The organism is Sporosarcina sp. Marseille-Q4943, assembly GCF_943736995.1.
In the GTDB taxonomy this organism is placed as follows: Bacteria; Bacillota; Bacilli; order Bacillales_A; family Planococcaceae; genus Sporosarcina.
The window spans coordinates 1329649-1351302 of the sequence record NZ_CALSFT010000002.1 but is presented as its reverse complement, the minus strand read 5'-3'; the positions used below and the strand labels follow the sequence as shown (position 1 = coordinate 1351302).

Sequence of the window (21654 nt, the reverse complement as noted above, 5' to 3'; positions counted from 1 at the left end):
ACAATGTATTATGAACGGATGATGAACAGAGAATTACCTATTTCCTGTTAGTAGATTCGTTCAAAGTCAATGGTAGTGAAAAAGTAAAGGTTGTTCCTGTCCCTACTTCACTTTCCACTTTAATATCGGTTTGATGAAGATCTAATATGTGCTTAACAATGGATAAGCCTAGCCCTGTGCCCGCCTTATTTGTACGAGCTGCATCAGCTTTATAAAATCTTTCCCAAATAGCTTGAATTTCTTCTTGACTGATTCCCGGTCCATAATCACGAATCGACACCACCGCTCGTTTTCCCTTGTTCAGAAACACTTTTATTGAACTATTGTAGGTGGAAAATTGTACTGCATTTTGAATTAAATTAACTATCACTTGATCTATCCGGTCAGCATCGGCAAAAACGTAGATATCTTGTTCTTCTCTAGATATTAACTCTACATTCAAATTTTTATTTACAAACTCAACTTCCATGCGACCCATGACTTGGCGTACCAGCTCTGACAAATTAAAAAGTGCTGGACGAATTTCTAATTGTCCCGATTCGATTTGAGACATATCCAGAATATCATTTACAAGCTTTATCATTCGTTCAGTTTGTTCTTTAATGACGCTAAAATAATGTCGTTTTTTATCATTGGGGATTTTATCATCCAGAAATGCCGTGGCATACCCATGAATCGAAGTGAGTGGTGAGCGTAAGTCATGGGAAACATTGGCAACAAAATCCTTTCTCATCTTGTCCAAGCTGGCCAACTCATGTGTCATATGGTTGAATGTTTGTCCCAGTTCCCCCAGTTCATCATGTGTTCTGATCTTAACGCTTTGATTAAAATCTCCTCTAGCGATTTGAAGAGCAACACGATTCATTTCCCGAAGTGGAGAGGTAATTCTTTTAGTGATGTAATAGGTAAATAAACCTGTAATCGTTATAGAAATAATAGAAGATGTTATTAACATGTATTTCAATTGGTTTATACCCTCAAGATTTAGGTGCATTTCAGTAAGGTTGTTCTGAAATAGCAAATATGAAGTAGTAGCATAAATGAAATGTGACACAATTAATATGACGATATATGTGATAAACAGCTTGAAAAAAATACTTTTAATTCGAATCAATAGTTGTTCACCTCAAATTTATATCCGACTCCTCTTATAGTTTTCACTCTCCAATAAGACTTGGGATTTCCCAATTTGTCTCGAATCCTTTTGATATGCACATCTACCGTTCTCGGATCCCCTTCAAAATCCAAGCTCCATATTTGGTCCAACAGTTGCTGACGAGTAAATACTTGATTGGGATGGGTGGCGAGAAAGTAAAGCAACTCCATTTCTTTAGGTGCCAAACCGATTTCCTTTTCATCATAAATTACCTTGTATTGATGAAGATTAATCTCTAACATAGGAAGCTCGATAATCTGATTAGTATCTAATGTAGGATTGGCTCGCCGAAGAACCGCTTTTATCCGTGCCATTAATTCATTCGGATCAAAAGGTTTCACCAAGTAATCATCTGTTCCAAGTTCGAAACCTTTTAACTTATCGTAGCTTTCACCTTTCCCGGTCAGCATGATAATAGGCGTTTTATCATATCTCCTTATTTCCTTGCAAACTTCCCAACCGTCCATTTCAGGCAGCATAATATCCAGGATGACCAGATCAGGTGGACTTTCATGAAACATATCTAACCCGGTTGCCCCATCGTTTGCAACGCTAACTTCATAACCACTATTTTCTGCGTATAAATTGATCAAATCACAAATGTATGAATCATCCTCGATGACGAGAACTTCAATTGGCTTGTTCATCATCCGACCTCTCATTCTTTTACACTTTATAGTAGCATCCTTTTATGAACAGAATGTTAACACAATCGATATTAAGACAAGAAAACAGAATGTGTTAGACGACAATCAAGCAACCTAATACACCAAGATGAGTTCTTTTTTAGATATAAAAGGGCCTATACCAACTCCAGTTAAGAGTTGGTATAGGCCTCTCATTGTTAATTCCTTATTTTCACTTTCTGTAGACGCAATGCATTCAACACCACGGAAACCGAACTGAAGGCCATCGCTGCACCCGCTACCCAAGGAGCTAATAAGCCAATTGCTGCAATCGGAATTCCGATTGTGTTGTAAATGAAAGCAAAAAACAAGTTCTCTTTTATATTCCGCATTGTTTTTCGACTCATAATAATTGCATCAGCAACACTATTTAAGTCTCCTCGCATTAGCGTAATGTCTGCTACTTCTATGGCGATATCTGTTCCGTTCCCGACTGCCATTCCGACATTTGCCATGGCAAGTGCTGGAGCGTCATTGATTCCGTCCCCTACCATCGCCACCTTTTTGCCTTGTTCCTGAAGTTTTTTGATCTCTTCACTTTTCTGTTCTGGAAGTACTTCCGCAATTACGTTAGACAGACCTACTTGACGGGCAATGGCCTCTGCAGTACGTTGATTGTCACCCGTTAGCATAATGACTTCTAGACCTAGCTCCTGCATTCTTGCAATTGCTTCTTTTGAAGTATCTTTTACGGTATCGGCTACTGCGACAACACCGGCAAGTTTAGCATCTACAGCTATAAGCATAGCTGTTTTCCCTTCACTTTCCAGCTCCTCCATCGAGGCTTCTGAATTCAAAGTTGCAATGTTACGCTCTCTCATCAATTTTCTTGTGCCAACTAACACTTCTCTACCATTTACTTCGGCTCGAATACCAAATCCCGGTAAAGCTTCAAAGTCAGTCGTTTCAAGAAGTGTTAAACCTTTCTCCTTTACACCTTTAACAATTGCTTGTGCCAATGGATGCTCCGATTGATTTTCAGCAGTTCCAATCAATTGAAGAACTTCCACTTCATCAAATCCATCGGCGACCAGAATATCTGTCAGTGCAGGTTCGCCTTTTGTAACGGTTCCTGTTTTATCTAATACGACAGTGTCAATTGATTGTGTGTTCTCCAGATGTTCTCCGCCTTTAAAGAGAAGGCCCATTTCAGCAGCCCTACCAGAACCCGCCATGATAGAAGTCGGTGTTGCCAATCCAAGTGCACATGGGCAAGCAATGACCAAAATCGAAATGGTCGGGATAAGCGCTGAGCGAAAATCACCCGGTGTCACCGCAAAATACCAAATAAAGAAAGTGACAATCGCAATGACAACAACGATAGGCACGAAAACTCCAGAAATTCGGTCAGCCAATCGCTGAATATCCGCCTTAGACCCTTGTGCCTCTTCAACCACTTTTACAATTTGCGCTAATGCGGTATCTTTTCCCACTTTTGTTGCTTTGATTTGCAACGAACCATTCTTATTGATCGTTGCCCCAATTACAACGTCACCCGCAACTTTATCAATCGGTATACTTTCGCCCGTTATCATCGATTCATCGATTGCAGATCGTCCTTCAATGATTTCCCCATCTACCGGAATCTTTTCACCCGGCTTGACTAGGATAATATCTCCTGTCACGACTTCTTCAATCGGGATTTCTTGTTCAACGCTATTTCTCAGAACACGGGCTGTTTTAGCCTGCAAACCAAGTAGCTTTTGAATCGCCTGACTCGTTTTCCCTTTTGCACGCACTTCAAATAGTTTACCAAGTACGATTAAAGTGATAATGACAGCAGAAGCTTCAAAATAGAGTTCCGGATGTCCGACACTACCTGTATTCATCCATTCGATTGACAAATAGAGACTGTAGAAATACGCTGCGCTCGTACCCAGTGCAACCAAGACGTCCATGTTAGCACTTTTATTTCGTAAAGCATTGAAAGCACCTTTATAAAATTGGGCACCAACAAAAAATTGAACCGGCGTTGCAAGCGCAAGCTGTACCCACGGATTCATTAGAACATTAGGCAAATAAATAAATGACAGAAATTCAAAATGAGCTACCATCGTCCATAATAAAGGAGCCGTCAGGATCAGTGAAATAATGAACTTTCTCTGCTGCTTCTTGATTTCTTGTTCTTTATGATCCATCTTCTTTTGCCCGTCTTGCTTCGGAATCAATTCATATCCTAATTTTTTTACAGCTGTTATCATGTCTGATGTTTGCACATGTTTGTCATCATATTCGACAGCAATTGTTTCTAACGCAAAATTGACGTTTGCATTTGTTACTCCATCCATCTTACTAATTCTTTTTTCAATCCTCGTAGCACAAGCTGCGCAGGTCATGCCCGAAATATCAAAAGAGGCTTTTTCTTGAACGACATTGTAGCCAAGCTTTTCTACCCTTTCCTTAAACTCATTGACATTCGTTTTCTCTGGGTCATAGACGATTGTTGAACGTTCCAATGCAAAGTTCACATTTGCTCGTTCAACACCCTCTATTTTCGAAAGTCCCTTTTCAATTCGATTAGCGCATGCTGCACAAGTCATTCCATGAATTTGCAATGTTTTTTCTTGAGTTGCCATTATTTATCACTCCAATACATAGTGGGGGTATATTGACATTAAAAAGAAAGACCATACCAGATGGTACGATCTTACCCGCCGCCTTCTACCCCCGTGTGGTATAACCGGAAGATTGTTTGTGTATTCAATTTACGAAAGTATGATACCCGAGATTAGGCGATGTCATACCCTTGCTCTTCAATTGTTTCCTTAATTTGATCCAATGTTGTTTGCCCGCTGTCAAACTCTACAGAAACTTCACCATTGCCAAGATCCACCTTTACGGAAGAAACACCTGTAAGATTCCCAACGCTTTCTTCGATAGAATTGACGCAATGATTACATGACATCCCTTGAACTTTCAATGTTTCATTCATTTTGACGACCTCCTAATCAATTATTACTTTAAATTTACTATACCCCCGCATGGTATGTCAACTGTTAAAAAAAATTCAGAGCTCTTTATTTCGTCATTGTTTTCATGATATCCATCAATTCCTTGATGGCATTTTCACCGTCTTGCCCTTTAATCGCATTTGCTACGCAGTGATGAGTGTGATCTTCCAGTAAAGCGAGAGAAACCTTATTCATCGCTGATTGAATGGCACTGATTTGGTGTAAAATATCCACACAGTAACGGTCGGTTTCAACCATTTGATGAACCCCCCTCACTTGCCCTTCAATGCGTTTTAAACGGTTTAGAAGCTGCTGCTTATTTGGTTGAACAGTAGATTTGTTTGTTTCCTGCATTCTTCTCCCCTCCCCGACTAGTTATCATACCCCTTACCCCTATTATACCTCTTTACTTCGTTCAGTTCCAATGCAAATTAACGACGGTTTCACTTGATTTGCTCAAGTAAAGCTTCGTTTCCAACCCGTTTTACAAACTTGTGAAATTGTTCTCGTTTTTTTCCCTCTCTGCCATATAAGTCAATTAATTGTTCAACAACTGAATACAATTCTTCCGGAGAAAGCTTATCCTTGAATAAATAACCGACTGAAGCATCGTTTCCTTTTGATTTTCCACCGATATACAGACTATAAGTATCCCTTGTCTTCATGACACCAATATCATTCATGAGCGGCTCTCCACAACCAACTGGGCAACCCGTATAAGCAGGTCTTAACGTGACAGGAACAGGAGTTCCTGCTATTCTATTGTTCAGTTCAATCGCAACAGGCATTCCTTCTTCTTCAGAGCCTTTGCAAAAGTTACATGTTCGTAAACTTTTAACATAATTCCCGACTGGATAACAATGAAGTCCAGCTTCTTTAAACTCTGCAATGATTTCTTCTTTTTTCTCTTCAAGTATTTCAACGTATAATTGTTGAAAGGTAGTTAACTCCAGTTCCTCTTCGTCTCCTAAATGTTTGGCCAATACCATTAGCTGTTTTGCAGTAAGCTTAGCCCCATAATTGATACCGCCATTTACAGCGATTTTTATTTTATTATCCTTCATGATTTGCTCCTTTGAATTTTATATTTGCATTTATTCAAATGTTAGTTGCAATATCATTATTACTGATAGTCCTAATATAAAGCAAACCAAATTCATTAAAATACGCCCATCCTTATTCAGAGATGGACGCAATTACAGCTATGATTTGATACCTTAAGTTTCCGTAAATTGCTTTGTGTGCTGCAACTGAGAAGTGACTATTGGTATATCTATAAAAATGGATTGAACTTGCACTTCCCCATACAAGTGTATCCTTTTTACCAAATGCAATAAGTACTTTCTTTTTTTAAAAAACCTCCTAAACTTCATTAATACTAAGAACTTTACTCTTGTAGAACGGTAGAAATCGCCTTTGCTAAAACAGAAATTGATCGATTTATTTCTTCTTCTGTATTATCTATACCTCCAAGCTCAATAAGAACCATGTTTTGAGCCAAATCCTGATTATAGACACCGTCTACATGCTCTCCTCTTTTACCAAAAATCCCACGCGAAATACCCGGCACCAATTTATCTAATTGAGCAGACAACTGCTCGGCGTATTCTTTGTTTTTATGGAAATTCGGATTATTTTCTCCTACAACGAAATATATTTTTCCATAGGTCTGATTATTATATGTAAGTGTCGTTGTCTTCCTTTTAGCGGAATCCCTATGAAGGTCAATGATTAAATCATACTCATTTTCCTTGATTTGTTTTTCAACAAAGGGACGCACCACATGATAAGCCTCGCGGAAAGCACTATTCTGCTTTTCCATTTCTTCCATTGTATCAATAGCAAGAAATTCCGATTGAATGCCGTTTAGATCAAAATGATTTTTTATTGTATCTTCGAACGCCATAATATTTGAAGCGGGATGATAGACGGCTGTAAGATTTTCTTTGTTTTGCACTATAGGTTGGAAGGCTTCATGTGAATGTGTGAAAAACACTAGGGTTTTTGAGGGTTTTTGTTGTAAATGAGGAACGTCGGATTCTGACAGATTTTCCGCATACACTATTAGACTTTTTTTTATCGGCTCTGCTTTAGTTATTTGTAATGGTGTTGAAGAATAATTTGCGACAATTATTGGAGATAAAAATAGTGCTAATATGAAAACTGAATATATTTTAGTTTCTTTTCTCATTATATTCCCCTCCGAATATAATTCTATGTATCTAATCAACAGAATAGAATTGTAGAACTGTATTTGGAAAAGGTAATACTATTGAACATATTGAGTAGAAATTCGATTGCCATAAGGTGTGAAAGTTGACCGTAGTGTAGAGCATAGCTTGCCTCACTTTATCTGCAAAATCATCTATAATCTCTACAATAAAAAAAGGCACCCATCTATACTTAACGGGTTCGGTACACGGGGAGAAAACGTTAAAAAACATAGCATATGGGGAAGCAACTCACACTTGAATTGGTGTACCTATTTTTGGTATATCAATGTTCGTGGTGAATATCAATAGAGAATAGCATTACAATTGGTAAACGAATTAACAACAGCACATAAATTTATGTGTACCTACTAATTGCGGTGCAAATATGCTTGTTAATCGGAGGTGGAATACTTTCTTTGTAAACAATTTAGAAATAATTGATAAAATCGAAGAGGACAAGGGACTATGTGCTAAAATAGATGATAAGAGGACGGCTTATTTAACAAACGGAGCCATTTATTGATGATTAGAATGGGTAAGAGTGAGGTGTTATGATTGATAAAAAGAAATGCACGATCGCTTTCAGTAATGGGTATTGTGTTTGTATCAGTTTATATTATCTTATTTTTATCAACTGGCTTAAACAAGATAGCGGTGTATAATCCGTGGTTCGGATTTTTATTATGTGTTTTCCTTTCTGTGGGGGGCTTTATACTATCACTTTTATCAATTATCGGAAAAAGAACCCGTATAACTCCTTATTTTACATTGTTACTCTCTTTTCTATTAATGCTTTTTACGATTTTTGTATTCCTTCTACCCGAAGCTGGGATACCACCCGCTATACCATTATTTTATGATTGAATAAGGGTTTCTTCAGTTATTGGGCGCGATTGTTTAGGAAGGCATATTTAAATTACACCAATAAAATACGACAAGTAAAAACGCACAGAACATTGACTGTGCGTTTTTGTGTTTTCACCCCATCAACCGAACCCGTTAATCTATACTACAAGATGGGCGCCATTACTATGATTTGGTACCTTTATCTTCCGGAAATTGCGCTGTATACTGCGGCTGAGAATTCTGCGCGAGTCGCTTCTTTTGCGATGTTAAAGGTTTTAGATTGAAACACTGTTGTTTGATCAAATGTCTTCAGTGCATGAATTGCCTCGGATGCCCAGTGACTTGATGGTACATCATTATAATTGGACGCGACTTGAACATTACCATCTATTTTTTCTTGAAGATCAAACGCTCTATCTACGATTGCGGCAAGATGTGCACGTGTAAGTTTGTCGTTAATACCAAATTCACCCGTTGCATAACCTTGAAGGATTCCTGCTTTATTTAAAGCCGCGATGTCGGCTGCATACTGGTGCTCAGGCGCAACATCCGAAAATGTCACTTCGGTCGAACCCTTTAATTTAAGCTCGCGGTTTATCATTGCAGCCGCTTGACCACGTGTGATTGACTTTTCAGGTTTAAATGTAGAATCCTCGTAACCTTTTATTACGCCATTTTCGTTTAGTGCTATAATTGCCTCATAAGCAGGATGTTCTATAGATAGATCACTAAATACTTCACTCATCTTTTCATCTGATTTTACTTGAACTGGGTCAAAAGCTACTTTAGTAATATTTGCCACACGTTTGGCACCGGCATACTTCGGAGCCCAATAAGGATCTGTTTTTAAATTTGCCTTAAGAACACCACGGCTCTTGGCTGAGATAAATTCGTTATCCCCTAAATAGATTCCAGTGTGTGAAATCCCTTTTTTGTACGTATTTTTAAAAAACACAAGATCCCCAGGCATCAGATCTTCCTTACTGATGGAAGTTCCTACTTTAAACTGGTCTGCCGATGTTCTTGGTAATTTGATGTTAAATTCGTTAAAGACGTACCGTATATATCCCGAACAGTCAAAGCCCTTGGGAGTTGTACCTCCAAATTTATACGGCGTGCCATGAAACTTTTCGGCATAGGATGCTATGTCATTAGTATTTGCGCTGACTTTATTTAGTGTCGTAAATTGTATTGTGCTCATAAGAAACACAGCCATGACTAATTGATAAACACGTATTTTCATTTTCCACCCCAATTGTATTATTATCTATCTATTTTTTCTTTTCTATTTCTAGGTAAACTTTAGCACAAAGAGTATGAAATCCGCTTTACAATATCATGTCATTCATATTACTAATTTTAGGATTTTTTAAGGAGATAAAAAAATTAGAAATAAAGGAACGCATCAAAAAACGCTTAGATAAATTCATCTAAGCGTTTTCGTTATTTAGATTATCATATTTTTTGAAGGCTTTTAATTCAGATTCTCAACAAGTTCATTTATCATCTTTTCATCCATAGGTCCAAGTATCTTTTGACTAATAACTCCATCCGTGCCAATTACGTACGTGGTCGGAATGGTTATGATATTATACAAATCCAATACATTCCCATCATTATCCAGTAGGATAGGAAAAGTTAGTCCGTACTCCTTGACAAACTTCTCAATACTTTTCTTCCCTCCTCTCTCTTCGGAGGTCATATTAACTGCAATGATTTCCACATTTGCAGCATCCTTCTTATTCTTATAATAATTTTGCATATGGGGCATTTCTACCTTGCATGGACCACACCATGACGCCCAGAAATTAAGAATAACTATTTTCCCTTTATAATCAGTTAGCTTCACTTTTTCACCCGAAAGCGTAGGAAGTTCAAAATTCGGTGATGCTTTTCCTTTTTCAAGTCCTGATTCATCATCTATTACCGATGTTACATACGCGGCTTGAACTGTATCGATCGGCTCAGTTATTTCTGTATTTGACTTGACCATTTTAACAATAAATCCACTGATAATTAGTACTGCTATAAGAATACCTACGGTCCATTTAATCACATTCATCCCTTCTGATAAGTGCTAGCTTACAATGAATTGACCAATCATACCAAATTCTTTATGCCCTGGAATAGTACAATAAAATTCATAAACTCCTGATTCAGTAGGTGTAAATGTAAGAGTTTCAGTACTTTTTGGTGAGGCATGGAGATGTATTACATTGCTTCCTGTTTCATGATTATGATGTGATTCATTATTATTTGGAAGGGACGGAACTTTAATTTCAATATCATGCTCTATATTATCTAGGTTTTTGAGTGTCAAGGTGACCTCCCTGTCTTTCTCAACATTAATTTTATTATTTGAGTACTTCATATTAATAGCATCTATAGCAATAATTTGTCTTTCTTTATTAATTTTTTCAGTTGAATTAGATGTTGCTGAATGATGACTATTATATGATGACGATTCCCCTAGCATTCTATTTTTCTCCGCTATGGAATTGCCACCAATTAAGTAAACAGCAATAAATGTTGAGATCACCAAAGGTTTTAATAACCACTTTTTAGTGTGTACCTTTGCATTTCGAGGAGTTTTCACAATAGCTATAATAAAAATAGTGCAGACTGATAAAAACAAGAAAATCTGGATCAAGCTTATCGACTGGTCTGCACGAATCATCTCTCCAACCATTGCCCCCATCATACCGCCCATTAATCCGGCCATAAATCCCTCTAATACAGAAAGAATTCCAAAACACAGTCCACATAACGAGCCAGCTAAAACCCCAATCGCAATTGAGATGATAGTTGAAAGGAAGAGGTCCCCTTGATAAGTTACACCTAGTAAAACACCCGCAGTCAAGCCCACGTTCATGCCGTAGAACATTGAAATGATCATACCTTGCATAGTACCTAATACTTTTTTCAATCTTGCAGCCAAGATAACAACGATGAAAGTCAATAAACCTAGTGAACCTAGTACAAATAACTGATAATCCCCCATTAATCCCCCACCTTTGGCAATATTCATCAAACCATAATCACATTTCAAAAGCTATATACCTTACAAGGGTATGTCGAATCTGTCCTCTAAATGATGAATTCATTTGAAGAATTCAATAATAATATGTTAAATGGCAAATAGTGCATAATCTTTGCATATGTAATGGGTATAATTAACACATACCTAAAAACCGCTGAGAGAGGAGGTAATGGTGTGTCGAACCATTCACATCATCACCACAAATCGGAAAAACATACTGCATCAGAGCACAATCATGATCAGCATGCCCATCACTCCAACGAAGAACATCACGGGCATCATGATCAACATTCCCATGAAAAACATAATCACGGACATCATGATCACCATGCACATATGGTCAAAGATTTCAAAAGGCGTTTTTATATTTCGCTAATTGTAACTATCCCAATCTTAATTTTGTCACCAATGATTCAAATGTTTTTGAACGTTGACTGGCGTTTTACCGGGGATATGTATATTCTTTTCGCATTATCAACCTTTGTATTCTTTTATGGGGGTTGGCCATTTCTTGTTGGAGCTAAGGATGAAATAAAAAGTAGAAATCCCGGAATGATGACGTTAATTACTTTGGCGATTACTGTGGCCTATGTGTATAGCACAGCAGCAGTTTTCGGCTTTGCAGACAATGATTTCTTCTGGGAATTGGCTACTTTAGTGGACATTATGCTTCTTGGTCATTGGATTGAAATGCGTTCAGTCATGGGTGCTTCAAAGGCTTTGGAAGAGCTGGCAAAGCTGATGCCTTCGGAGGCACATCTAATCGATGCTGACGGAAATATTAAAGAAGTTGACGTAACGGAGTTAAAAAAAGGGGATCATGTACTCGTCAAGCCTGGTGAAAAAGTGCCGGTTGATGGAATGATACTTGAAGGAAAATCAACAATTGATGAATCGATGCTTACTGGTGAATCAGTGCCTGTGGAAAAAGAAGCCGGTCTAGAGGCAATAGGAGGATCTATAAATGGTGAAGGATCCTTAGTCATCTCTGTCATGAAAACCGGTAGTGAAACGTACCTTTCACAAGTAATTACCTTAGTAAGAGAAGCACAAGCATCCAAATCACGTGCACAAGACCTTGCCAACCGTGCTGCAAAGTGGTTGTTTTACGGTGCACTGGCAGCAGGCCTAATCACGTTCATTATTTGGATTTCCCTTGGTTATCCCGTTTCATTCGCCATGGAGAGAATGGTGACAGTGCTAATCATTGCTTGTCCACATGCTTTAGGATTGGCAGCTCCATTGGTTGTGGCAGTTTCAACATCGATCGCAGCTAAAAATGGACTTCTCATCCGAAATCGGGCTGCTTTTGAAGGCGCCCGAAATATTGAAGCAGTCGTCTTCGATAAAACCGGTACACTAACGAAAGGTGAGTTCGGTGTAACAAACATTTACACGTCTGGAGACTTCAAAGAAGAAGATGTCATTTCTTATGCAGCAGCGGTCGAAGCGCAATCGCAACATCCTCTTGCAAAAGGTGTAACTAGAAAAGCAGAAGAAATGGGCATCTCTCTTCAACGAGTGGAGAATTTTCAGTCATTGACTGGTAAAGGTTTAGAAGGAACTGTTAATGGAAGGCATGTTTTAGTCGTCAGTCCAGGATATGTGAAAGAGCAAAACCTTCAATTTGATGTAGTGCAATTTGATGAATGGTCTGCAGAAGGGAAAACCGTTGTGTTCACGCTAATCGATGGAGTTTTTGCAGGAATGATCGCTCTTGCGGATATCGTACGTGAAACAGCAATAGACGCCATTAATCAGTTAAAAGAAATGGATATCAAATCTATCATGCTGACCGGCGATAATGTGAAGGTGGCGCATTATATAGGTGAACAACTCAAAATGGAAGAAATTTTTGCTGAAGTCCTTCCACACGAGAAGTCCGAAAAGATTGAGCATATCCAACAAGTTGAACGACTCCGAACAGCAATGACTGGAGATGGGGTCAACGATGCACCTGCTCTCGCAAAAGCAGATTTAGGTATTGCTGTAGGGGCAGGTACTGATGTAGCCATCGAAACCGCCGATGTCGTTCTTGTTAAAAGCAATCCGCTTGATGTAGTAAATATTATCAGGCTTTCAAGGGCTACCTATCGAAAGATGACACAAAACTTGTGGTGGGCTGCAGGATATAATATCGCTGCAATCCCATTAGCCGCCGGTGTTTTATATCCTATTGGCATTGTTCTAAGCCCAGCCGTGGGAGCCATATTAATGTCTTTAAGTACGATCATTGTAGCAATCAATGCAAGACTTCTGAAACTTTAAGGACTACTGAGATTATGCAAAGAGTAGTTAAGGGCGGTGGAGTCATGGAGAATAACGACTTGATTCAAAAAGAGCTGAAAGAATTAGAGTGTATGGAGGAATGCGATTCCGATATCCTTGTGGCCCAATTAACAAAAAATCAACAACTAATTACATCAAGCCATGAGCTATATTATAAGGAAGAACAGGATCAATCATGGATCGAGCATTATTACTGCCAAATTTCTTTTAGTGAAACTACACCTAACCGTTTATTCCAGGACCTATGTAAGCTTGTAACCGAAACTCACAAATATCAGCACCCTTATCACATTAGTAAAGATCAATATCTTTACACTTGGGTTGACCTTCAACCAGACGGTCAACTAAAAAACATCTATTCCGGTGTGCAAAAAAATCCTAAAGTAGTCATTGAAGAAGATTTCAATACGGTTCAAAAACGGTTTCAAAAGTACCGAAAACTTGTCTTTCAGCAAAGGTACTCTAGCAAAGAAATCGGCAGGCATGTCAGAAGAGTTTCGAATGAACATAAATTCAATGCTGAACACGTTGTTCCCCAATCTTGGTTTAAGGCGAGGGAACCTATGAAAGGAGATTTACACCATCTCTTTGCATGTGAGCCGGAGTGTAATAGTACACGGTCTAACTTTCCCTATTATGAATTCGATTCATCAGCAGCGTCGGTTAGAAAACGTAGTTACTGCGGCTTATTTGATATCAACCAATTTGAACCAGAGTACGGTAAAGGACAAGTTGCCCGTGCAACCCTTTATTTCTTATTGCGATACCCAACAGAAATCTTACAGCACTATAAAAAAACCATTAGTCTCCCTTTATTGGTCCGGTGGCATGAACAATTCCCGGTAAACATCTACGAAAAGCATAGAAATAAAGCTATTTTTGAGATTCAGGGAAACCGAAATCCGTTTATCGATTTTCCCAATCTGACAAATGAAATAGATTTCCAATAAAAAAATTCCGGCGTGTAGTAGTATCATACACACCGGAATTTTAGTTTAATCGCCACTGTAACAAAAGAGACAATAGCACCGAGATTCCTCTATGGCCGTATAAAAAATGCCTCAGGTTATATTATCAGCAGTTTATTTTTCAGAATCATGCGTATGAATGCAGTCCTGCAATAATCAAGTTAACTGCAATTAAGTTAAACATGATAATGATAAAACCAATGACTGCAAGCCAGGCTGATTTCTCACCTTCCCATCCGCGGGAGAGCCGAAGATGTAAGTAGGCTGCATAGAATAACCACGTAATGAGCGCCCATACTTCTTTCGGGTCCCACCCCCAAAATCTGGACCAAGCTTCATGTGCCCAAATCATTGCGAAAACGAGAGCCCCAAGGGTAAATACCGGGAATCCTATCAGGACGGACCTGTAACCTATTTCGTCCATAACTTCGGAATTCGCTTTTTTCGCGAAAGGCTGGAACAATGCTGCAATCGGACGGCGTAAAATAAGTCTTAGTAATAAATAAAGGACTGTACCTGTTGCAATTGACCAAACGAATGTCGTAAGCGTCTTCGCGTTAACGATTGGAGGCATTTCAGCCAGCGGCGTCATCTTGTCGGGAGTAAGTGACTCATATTCATTCATCCCAAATAATGGCGGATAATTATATACAATTTGGGCTGGTTGCTCATTTTTATTAATATAGGTGAACTTCGCTTCATATCCCATTATCGCAAATGTCGAAGCAGATAAGATGAATCCGATAACGAGGACGATAGTGAACATCACTGCTTCCAACCAAAAACGTTGTTTGGATTTTTTCGAGAGATCGATATGTTTCAATAAAAATATTAGACCTGCCACTGCACTGATTGCAAGAATTGCCTCACCCATCGCCGCTGTAATTACATGAATCGTCAGCCAGTGGGTTTGCAACGCTGGTATTAAGGGGGTTAGCTCCCTAGGGAACATACTTGCATACCCGATCATCACAACAGCTAATGGTAATGCAAACAACCCGAGGGATGGTGTCTTATAAAGGAAAAACAGTAAGATGAACGCTCCAACAACCATCATTGCAAATGCAGTTATAAATTCAAACATATTGCTAACTGGCGCATGGGCAGAAGCAATCCATCGCGTAATAAAATAGCCCAAATGAGTAATGAAACCAAGTATCGTAATACCGATGGCAATCTTTCCCCATCGATTATTTTGGTATGACTCTTGTGTTTTTGCACCTCTTACCGCACCGCCGAAGAACAGCGTTGCGACAAGATATGCAACAAATGAGAAGTACAATAAATTTCCACTCAATGTCGCTAATTGCATTATAACTTGTCCCCTTTCATACCATCATCAAACTCATTCTTTTGCCTATCTTCATATTGCGGCAAGTCAGCGTAGAGTTTCACTTTATCAAGCTCTTTTTTTAAGCCGAACCAGTTTTTATTCGTATGACCTGCAAGGACAAGTTCATTTCCTTCACCTTTTTGTATCCATATTCTCCGATGGTTCCAGTAGGATCCTTGTGCAACTCCAATCATGAAAATAATACCCCCTAGGAGCAATAGATAGAGCGTTTTGTCCTTCCGAACAACAAGGCCTGTAATGTCCCGTGTTTCTGCGCTGACAAACTTCACTTCATAATCATTCACATTTGTTTCAAGCGTCTGCCTGATAGCAACAAAGCTTTTTTCACCTTCCGGCTTGGCTGGCGTCACCATATTAAATATGAATGCTGGATTGTTCGGAATCGGTGATTTAGTAACGGGTTCTCCGTCTTCAATCCCACCAAAATCTGGATAGAATTCTAACAGTTCGACAATCGCACCTTCGTTTAATTCATACAAACGCTCAGGATTGAGAAGGTCAACTGTAAATTCGCCAAATGACTTGTCTGTTTCCTTTTCCATCAATTGGAATGTCATCGATTTTAATTCGTTGAGACGGTAATCCATTTGGTATACGTTGAATCCGTCAAAGTTTAGAGGGTTATTCACAGTAATTGAGTAGTCTTTCACAAATTCCATCTGTTCTGATTGACCTGGAAGACCGCCCTCCGGATCTTTATATAAGGTGACATCTGATTGGAAATTTTTCACGATGGTCCCAACTCGATCTATAGCCTGACCAAAAGTTGCATCTTCTTCCTTCGAATAAGTCTCTATAATGAAATCATTGTTCTTTAAGTAATAGCCGGGAGCACCCGGGAGGGCACGTGTCTCCCCTTCTCTAAGCCAAACCGTTTCATCGACATAAAAACCGGGAAGAGTTCGTAAAAGAACCGCAAACAGGAAGATGATCAATCCCGTATGATTGACGTAAGGACCCCATCTGGAAAAACGTCCTTTCTCCGCAAGTAGCGCTCCTTCTTCTATCTTCACGTTGTAACGAAGTTCTTTAAGCTTCTCCTCCGCTTTATCAAATGAGCTATTTGAATCAGCAACTACCCCTTCAGCATAAATCCTTTGCTTCTTTAAAAAGGATGTATGTCGTTTCGTACGTTGCTTTTTTAATGATTTGTAGAGCGGAATAACCCTATCCACACTAGCGATGATGATGGAAGTACCAAGCATTCCAATTAGAATTATGAACCACCAGCTATTGTACATATCATAAAATCCAAGCTTATAATACAAGGTTCCAGCAAATCCATAATGCTTTTCGTAATATGCAAAGATGTCAGCCTCGGTCGTTGCCGGAACAAAAAGCTTCTGAGGGAAGATTGTGCCTATCGCCGACGTAACAAGTACGGCAATAATGATATTTATTCCTACCTTAACACTAGAAAAGAAGTTCCATATTTTATCAACAATCGATCGCTTATATGTCTGTGATCTTCTTGCCGATCCTTCATACCGCATGTCGATAAGTTTACTATTCTTCGCTTCTTCCGTAAGAGGTCGTCCACATTGCTCACAAAGAACCGTGCCAAAAGGGTTTTCATGACCACATTGGCATTTAATTTTACTCATTTATCAATTGCTCCTTAAAGATTTTTATTTGCTGTTAGAACCCCATGAAATCTCCAAAAAATGGACTTAGCCAAGCAATAATAAACGTTAACCCATCAAAAAACAGCAGTATCCCAATAGCAATCATGATATAGCCACCAACTTTGGTAATTGTTCGGCTATATTTTTGGATCCATTTAACTCGGGTGATGAAAATGGAGAGTAGGAAAAACGGAATCGCGAATCCAAGAACATAGGCAAGCATATACCAGATGCCAGACCCCGGATTTTGAGAAGCTAGCATAAAGACAGCCCCTGTGATTGGACCAGTACACGGCGTCCATCCCGCTGCAAATGCGAGTCCGATAAGAAAAGTACCAAAATAACCGGCAGGTCGGTTCTTAAATTGCAGCTTTTTCTCCTTCATTAGAAATTCCGGGTTAAAAAGACCGATGATCATCAAACCAAAAATAATGATAAAAATGGAACCTATCTGTCGAAGGAGATCTTGGTATTGAATAAAGAAAGTCCCTACGAATGAAGAGCTGAATCCGAGAAATATGAAAATAATTGAAAACCCTAATAGAAACAACAGTGTGTGCACTATTCCGCTTTTCCGTATCTTTCTTTTGTCGGATTTCAATTCATCCAGTGACATGCCCGTAATATAAGAAAGGAACGCCGGGTAGAGAGGTAATGTGCAGGGTGATATGAAGTTAAGAAGACCTGCACCAAATGCTAGAAATAAATTTAGATCAGTGAACATATATGACACTCCTTAATAACAAACAGCAATTTACTATGGTCAAAAAGTTAGATCCCCCAATAAGTCAACGTATCAAATAATCCGATCAACACAAGCAGCACTCCCGCTAGTCGTTGAATAGCACGACCGATTTTCACACTCTTCCTCATGATGCGACGATCTGTTTCAAAAAGCCATATTATCAGGAATAGAAGAATGAGAGGGAACGATGTTGCGATTCCAAAAACCGCGGGGAGTACAAAACCATACGAAGTTGACGAAACGGTTGGCATAAGCCAAACGAAAAACAGAACAAACATTGTCGGGCAGAATGCAAGTGAAAAACTTGCACCTAGAAGGAAAGAACCAACCTTCCCTTCTCGCATTCGTACCGGTATATGTATAGTCATGCGTTGAAAGATTCTCAGTTTCAATACTCCCAATAGTACAAGCCCTGTGACTACAATGAGAGGACCGATCGCCTTTCGGAAAAGCGGAAAGTACTCTGTCATCTTCGATTCGAATGCTTGACCGAACATCCATGCCAAAAGACCAAATGCACTGAATACGACAACCTTTCCTGCAATAAAAGAAAATATTTCTAGCCAATCCGTCTTGAATTGAATGGTCCGATTACCGTAAAGAGTGATGGCGCTCATATTCCCTGTCAATTGACATGGGGCAACAGCGCCAACCACTCCTAACAGTAATGCAAACATGAGTGGGAAATCTGCATACGCATTAATAAGGCCAGTGACAGGCTCCGTGATTATTTGACTGATTTTCGATAAAAATCCATACATTGAAAATCACCAACCCTACTTTAATTTAGTAACTCTCCATTTTTAGCAAGGGTATCCCAATTTACTCCTCCGTCTGTTGTCCTAAAAATATCATTAGTAAAAGTTGCAATTACAATCTCCTGTTGATCATCTGGATCAACCGCTATATATACGATAGGAGCAATTTCGTCTGGAAGCGGAATTTCCTCTTCTTCTTTCCCATCTGATACAAACGAGCTGAGCTTCACAATGTCATTCTCGTAGTTGGCATACAATCCTCCTGTTTCAGTTAACATCACAAATGTAACCATCCCCGCCTTCTTTAGAGGGAAAAAGTTTTCACCAAAGTCCTGAGAGAAAAACAATCCATCTTTACTCCCTATTGTAATTATTTCTTCGCGGGAAGGATGTGCTGCTAAATTCGAGATGTACTCTGAATCGAAACCATTCATTGAAGCTTGCTTCCATGATGCTCCCTCATCGAGTGAATAATGAAGACCCGCCGGCATATCTTTTGTTGGCATTTCATTCAATGCATAGATGGCATTTGACTCATATCCCACTGCCATATAGTGAAAATCGATTTCACCGTAAAATGCCAATTTTTCAAAGCTCGCACCACGATCTGTACTTTTCACAAGTCCAAGTGGATTTTTAAGTTTTGAATTTGGTTCCGGATGTCCGCTTGAAAAGAAACCTTCACGTACTGCTTGGAAACCCATATAATCGTGCTTTTCACTATTCGCTTCTTTCCAACCATCTTCACCATAAGCGTAGAGCCCTTCATGTGTTGAAATGACCACTTCCGGACCTCCATTTATATAACCTAGACCATGTAGATGATCAATTTTACTGTTTTCCAATTCCTCATACCCGAAGGTATCATCCTTAGTCGCATTACATGCAGACAAAAGCGTGATCATCCCCGCAATGCCAATATATTTCGCTATTTTTTTCATCATTTCGATCTCCTTTAATTCCATTTGTATCCGATTCCCCACACTGTTAATAAGAAGTCATTGATAGGGAATCCCGCAGCTTTTAATTTCTCCCTTAAATTACGGATATGCGAGTCCACTGTCCGGATATCTGTGAATGTGTTATAGTCCCAAGCGGTACGTAAAAGCTGTTCCCGGGTAAAAGTCCTTTTCGGATGAGTGATTAACGCCTCAATTATATAAAATTCCTTCAAGGTCAGCTGCACTTCCAAGTTATTATAATGCAATGAATAAGAATCCCGATTTAACATGAAATCCCCATACACCGTATTGCTGTTTTCTACGTTTTCGCTTGAAGTGCGGCGTAGTAATGCATTCACTCTTGCCACAAGTTCCCGCTCGTCAAAAGGCTTTGTAATATAATCATCCGCCCCGTATTCAAGTCCTTTTACAATATCCGCTTTGTCTGTCCTCGCTGTAAGCATAATCACCGGAATGGTCGATAGTTCCCGTATGTTCTTGCACACTTCCCAACCATCCAAATCAGGCATCATCACATCCAATAGAACAATATCGACCTTTTCATCCCTTACCATTTCCAATCCCTTTTTCCCGGTATCCGCTTTTATACAGTTGAACCCATGGGGCTCCAAAAACAATTCAAGTAAATCGAGCATTCTCTGCTCGTCGTCTATAAGTAAGATCGTCTGCATCTTATCAACTCCTTACCGGCTTAAATCTTTAATGTAAATCTACTCCCTTTTCCAAACTCACTTTTCACCTCTATCGATCCCCCATGAGCTTCTACCAATTCTTTTACAATGGCAAGTCCAAGGCCAGATCCACCAAACGTTCTAGAGCGGGATTTTTCAACTCTAAAAAGCTTTTCAAAAATCAAATCGATTTGTTCTTCCGGTATTCCAATTCCTTCATCTGCAATTGAAATGACAGTTTGATTTTGTTCTTTGGAAATTTCAAATCTCACAGTTGTGTTTTCATTTGAATATTTTAATGCATTATCTAATAGATTCAGTACAACCTGTTCAAGTCGCACAGGATCTGCATGAATCGAAAAATCAGCCTTGCATATCAAATTCAGATTTACTTTCTTTAGGGCAAATGAAGGTTCGACTAGTCGGTAGATATCTTTTGCAAACTTTTTGGATGAAAAATTCTCCTTAGATACAACGAATGCCCTTTCATCCATTTTCGCCAAATCCATTAAGTTTTTCACAAGATCCTTCATGCGATTGGATTCTTCAGCAATAATCAATAGATAGCTATTTCTTTCCTCTTCGGTCAAATCATGTCGCATAGCAACTTTCAAATAGCCAATCAAATAGGTTAACGGAGTACTTAGTTCGTGTGAAATGGATGCAAGAAATTCATTTCGTTCCTTTTTCATTTTCTCCAAATCGTTGGCCAGTTTCCGAATCGCAATCGATAATTCACCAAGCTCGTCATTGCCTCCTACAGGAAGGCTTACATCGAATTTCCCTTCGCTTAATTTCTCGGTTGCTTCTTTCATACGAATCAAAGGCCGAGTAAGAAATTTGGATAAAATCGTGTATATGACAAACAGGATGACGATAATTGCTCCCCCTGCCAAACCGAAATGGAAATTCAATTTCTGCACTAACCGTTCGATTGGTTCGCTACTTTGAAACATGAAAACATATCCCGAGTTATTCTCATTAATCTTATATGGATGAGCGCTAATGATATAAGGTGAGTCTTTCCAATCCTGTTTAATGATTCGATCATTCTGGTTCGCGGAGTCTTGTAAAAATGATAATGAAGGCAGGAGATTTTCCAATTTTGTATCCGAACTTCGGATTATTTCACCGCTCTTTCCGGTTATGACAACTCCTCTATCCCCTTCTATTTCCATCAATACGATATGCGTGATCGTCTCATCCGAATAATAGTCGATTAAGACATTTCGGTGGTTCGAACCACTTGCCAACAGGCGTGAATATTCTTCATCCACTCTTGTATGAACGATATTTTGGTGCAAATACATCATTAGCACCGATTCAAGGACAAGGAAAGAAATAATGAAATAAGCGGCAAGTTTTTTGGATATCTTATTCATCCTTGTTA

At 39.1% G+C, this 21654-nt stretch carries 19 protein-coding genes; 2 read left to right on the top strand and 17 right to left on the bottom strand.

From position 1 onward, the window contains the following. Positions 1 to 37: 37 nt before the first annotated feature. The 10 genes from NIT04_RS06565 to NIT04_RS06520 form a co-directional block, all read right to left on the bottom strand. Positions 38 to 1114: a cell wall metabolism sensor histidine kinase WalK gene (locus NIT04_RS06565; RefSeq protein WP_251700460.1), complete on the bottom strand. Its 1077-nt coding sequence runs from the start codon at positions 1112 to 1114 to the stop codon at positions 38 to 40. After that, a complete protein-coding gene (locus NIT04_RS06560) occupies positions 1111 to 1803 on the bottom strand; it encodes a response regulator transcription factor (RefSeq protein WP_251700459.1) in 693 nt (230 codons plus the stop codon). Before NIT04_RS06560 ends, NIT04_RS06565 begins: the two co-directional genes overlap by 4 nt. Before the next feature lie 197 nt (positions 1804 to 2000). Further along, complete coding sequence (locus tag NIT04_RS06555) at positions 2001 to 4421, bottom strand: heavy metal translocating P-type ATPase (RefSeq protein ID WP_252503209.1); 2421 nt, start codon at positions 4419 to 4421, stop codon at positions 2001 to 2003. A 149-nt stretch (positions 4422 to 4570) separates the two neighbouring features. Continuing rightward, entirely contained in the window at positions 4571 to 4774 is a 204-nt protein-coding gene (gene copZ / locus NIT04_RS06550) for a copper chaperone CopZ (protein WP_251700458.1), read from the bottom strand. An 85-nt stretch (positions 4775 to 4859) separates the two neighbouring features. After that, positions 4860 to 5147 carry a metal-sensitive transcriptional regulator gene (locus NIT04_RS06545; RefSeq protein ID WP_251700457.1) on the bottom strand — a complete coding sequence of 96 codons (288 nt, stop codon included), beginning with the start codon at positions 5145 to 5147 and terminating at the stop codon, positions 4860 to 4862. Positions 5148 to 5236: 89 nt separating this feature from the next. Beyond that, positions 5237 to 5857, bottom strand: coding sequence for a nitrite reductase (locus tag NIT04_RS06540; protein ID WP_251700456.1), 621 nt, complete (start codon positions 5855 to 5857; stop codon positions 5237 to 5239). 323 nt (positions 5858 to 6180) lie between these two features. Beyond that, on the bottom strand, positions 6181 to 6984 hold the full coding sequence (gene spoIIP, locus NIT04_RS06535; RefSeq protein WP_251700455.1) for a stage II sporulation protein P: 804 nt from the start codon (positions 6982 to 6984) through the stop codon (positions 6181 to 6183). 1067 nt (positions 6985 to 8051) lie between these two features. After that, the gene (locus NIT04_RS06530; RefSeq protein WP_251700454.1) at positions 8052 to 9095 is read right to left on the bottom strand and encodes a C40 family peptidase; all 1044 of its coding nucleotides are present in this window, start codon (positions 9093 to 9095) and stop codon (positions 8052 to 8054) included. Positions 9096 to 9326: 231 nt separating this feature from the next. After that, positions 9327 to 9914 (bottom strand): peroxiredoxin, encoded by a 588-nt coding sequence (locus NIT04_RS06525; RefSeq protein ID WP_251700453.1) that lies wholly within the window; start codon positions 9912 to 9914, stop codon positions 9327 to 9329. Between the two features lie 15 nt (positions 9915 to 9929). After that, entirely contained in the window at positions 9930 to 10853 is a 924-nt protein-coding gene (locus tag NIT04_RS06520; RefSeq protein WP_252502770.1) for a plastocyanin/azurin family copper-binding protein, read from the bottom strand. 162 nt (positions 10854 to 11015) lie between these two features. Between NIT04_RS06520 and NIT04_RS06515 the strand changes: the two genes are divergently transcribed. Further along, positions 11016 to 13160, top strand: coding sequence for a copper-translocating P-type ATPase (locus NIT04_RS06515; RefSeq protein ID WP_371922506.1), 2145 nt, complete (start codon positions 11016 to 11018; stop codon positions 13158 to 13160). Between the two features lie 44 nt (positions 13161 to 13204). Then, a complete protein-coding gene (locus tag NIT04_RS06510) occupies positions 13205 to 14131 on the top strand; it encodes an endonuclease I family protein (protein WP_251700450.1) in 927 nt (308 codons plus the stop codon). A 145-nt stretch (positions 14132 to 14276) separates the two neighbouring features. On the opposite strand, the gene ccsB is transcribed toward NIT04_RS06510, so the two are convergent. The 7 genes from ccsB to NIT04_RS06475 are packed head-to-tail and all read right to left on the bottom strand — an operon-like array spanning position 14277 to position 21646. Further along, a complete protein-coding gene (gene ccsB, locus NIT04_RS06505; RefSeq protein ID WP_252502769.1) occupies positions 14277 to 15461 on the bottom strand; it encodes a c-type cytochrome biogenesis protein CcsB in 1185 nt (394 codons plus the stop codon). Beyond that, positions 15461 to 17107 carry a cytochrome c biogenesis protein ResB gene (locus NIT04_RS06500; RefSeq protein WP_252502768.1) on the bottom strand — a complete coding sequence of 549 codons (1647 nt, stop codon included), beginning with the start codon at positions 17105 to 17107 and terminating at the stop codon, positions 15461 to 15463. Before NIT04_RS06500 ends, ccsB begins: the two co-directional genes overlap by 1 nt. A gap of 34 nt (positions 17108 to 17141) precedes the next feature. After that, positions 17142 to 17852 (bottom strand): cytochrome c biogenesis CcdA family protein, encoded by a 711-nt coding sequence (locus NIT04_RS06495; protein WP_252502767.1) that lies wholly within the window; start codon positions 17850 to 17852, stop codon positions 17142 to 17144. Positions 17853 to 17899: 47 nt separating this feature from the next. After that, entirely contained in the window at positions 17900 to 18634 is a 735-nt protein-coding gene (locus NIT04_RS06490; RefSeq protein WP_252502766.1) for a sulfite exporter TauE/SafE family protein, read from the bottom strand. 20 nt (positions 18635 to 18654) lie between these two features. Then, the gene (locus NIT04_RS06485; protein ID WP_252502765.1) at positions 18655 to 19572 is read right to left on the bottom strand and encodes a F510_1955 family glycosylhydrolase; all 918 of its coding nucleotides are present in this window, start codon (positions 19570 to 19572) and stop codon (positions 18655 to 18657) included. A gap of 14 nt (positions 19573 to 19586) precedes the next feature. Next, positions 19587 to 20264: a response regulator transcription factor gene (locus NIT04_RS06480; protein WP_251700444.1), complete on the bottom strand. Its 678-nt coding sequence runs from the start codon at positions 20262 to 20264 to the stop codon at positions 19587 to 19589. A gap of 20 nt (positions 20265 to 20284) precedes the next feature. After that, the gene (locus NIT04_RS06475) at positions 20285 to 21646 is read right to left on the bottom strand and encodes a cell wall metabolism sensor histidine kinase WalK (RefSeq protein ID WP_251700443.1); all 1362 of its coding nucleotides are present in this window, start codon (positions 21644 to 21646) and stop codon (positions 20285 to 20287) included. Positions 21647 to 21654 lie beyond the last annotated feature (8 nt).

Bases quoted from the DNA above. Each gene is read 5' to 3' on its own strand.
- NIT04_RS06520 (WP_252502770.1), bottom strand. From the start codon at position 10,853: ATGGGGGATTATCAGTTATTTGTACTAGGTTCACTAGGTTTATTGACT.
- ccsB (WP_252502769.1), bottom strand. From the start codon at position 15,461: ATGCAATTAGCGACATTGAGTGGAAATTTATTGTACTTCTCATTTGTT.
- NIT04_RS06560 (WP_251700459.1), bottom strand. From the start codon at position 1,803: ATGAACAAGCCAATTGAAGTTCTCGTCATCGAGGATGATTCATACATT.
- copZ (WP_251700458.1), bottom strand. From the start codon at position 4,774: ATGAATGAAACATTGAAAGTTCAAGGGATGTCATGTAATCATTGCGTC.
- NIT04_RS06545 (WP_251700457.1), bottom strand. From the start codon at position 5,147: ATGCAGGAAACAAACAAATCTACTGTTCAACCAAATAAGCAGCAGCTT.
- NIT04_RS06540 (WP_251700456.1), bottom strand. From the start codon at position 5,857: ATGAAGGATAATAAAATAAAAATCGCTGTAAATGGCGGTATCAATTAT.
- NIT04_RS06480 (WP_251700444.1), bottom strand. From the start codon at position 20,264: ATGCAGACGATCTTACTTATAGACGACGAGCAGAGAATGCTCGATTTA.
- NIT04_RS06485 (WP_252502765.1), bottom strand. From the start codon at position 19,572: ATGAAAAAAATAGCGAAATATATTGGCATTGCGGGGATGATCACGCTT.
- NIT04_RS06500 (WP_252502768.1), bottom strand. From the start codon at position 17,107: ATGAGTAAAATTAAATGCCAATGTGGTCATGAAAACCCTTTTGGCACG.
- spoIIP (WP_251700455.1), bottom strand. From the start codon at position 6,984: ATGAGAAAAGAAACTAAAATATATTCAGTTTTCATATTAGCACTATTT.
- NIT04_RS06495 (WP_252502767.1), bottom strand. From the start codon at position 17,852: ATGTTCACTGATCTAAATTTATTTCTAGCATTTGGTGCAGGTCTTCTT.
- NIT04_RS06475 (WP_251700443.1), bottom strand. From the start codon at position 21,646: ATGAATAAGATATCCAAAAAACTTGCCGCTTATTTCATTATTTCTTTC.
- NIT04_RS06530 (WP_251700454.1), bottom strand. From the start codon at position 9,095: ATGAAAATACGTGTTTATCAATTAGTCATGGCTGTGTTTCTTATGAGC.
- NIT04_RS06515 (WP_371922506.1), top strand. From the start codon at position 11,016: ATGGGTATAATTAACACATACCTAAAAACCGCTGAGAGAGGAGGTAAT.
- NIT04_RS06490 (WP_252502766.1), bottom strand. From the start codon at position 18,634: ATGTATGGATTTTTATCGAAAATCAGTCAAATAATCACGGAGCCTGTC.
- NIT04_RS06525 (WP_251700453.1), bottom strand. From the start codon at position 9,914: ATGAATGTGATTAAATGGACCGTAGGTATTCTTATAGCAGTACTAATT.
- NIT04_RS06510 (WP_251700450.1), top strand. From the start codon at position 13,205: ATGGAGAATAACGACTTGATTCAAAAAGAGCTGAAAGAATTAGAGTGT.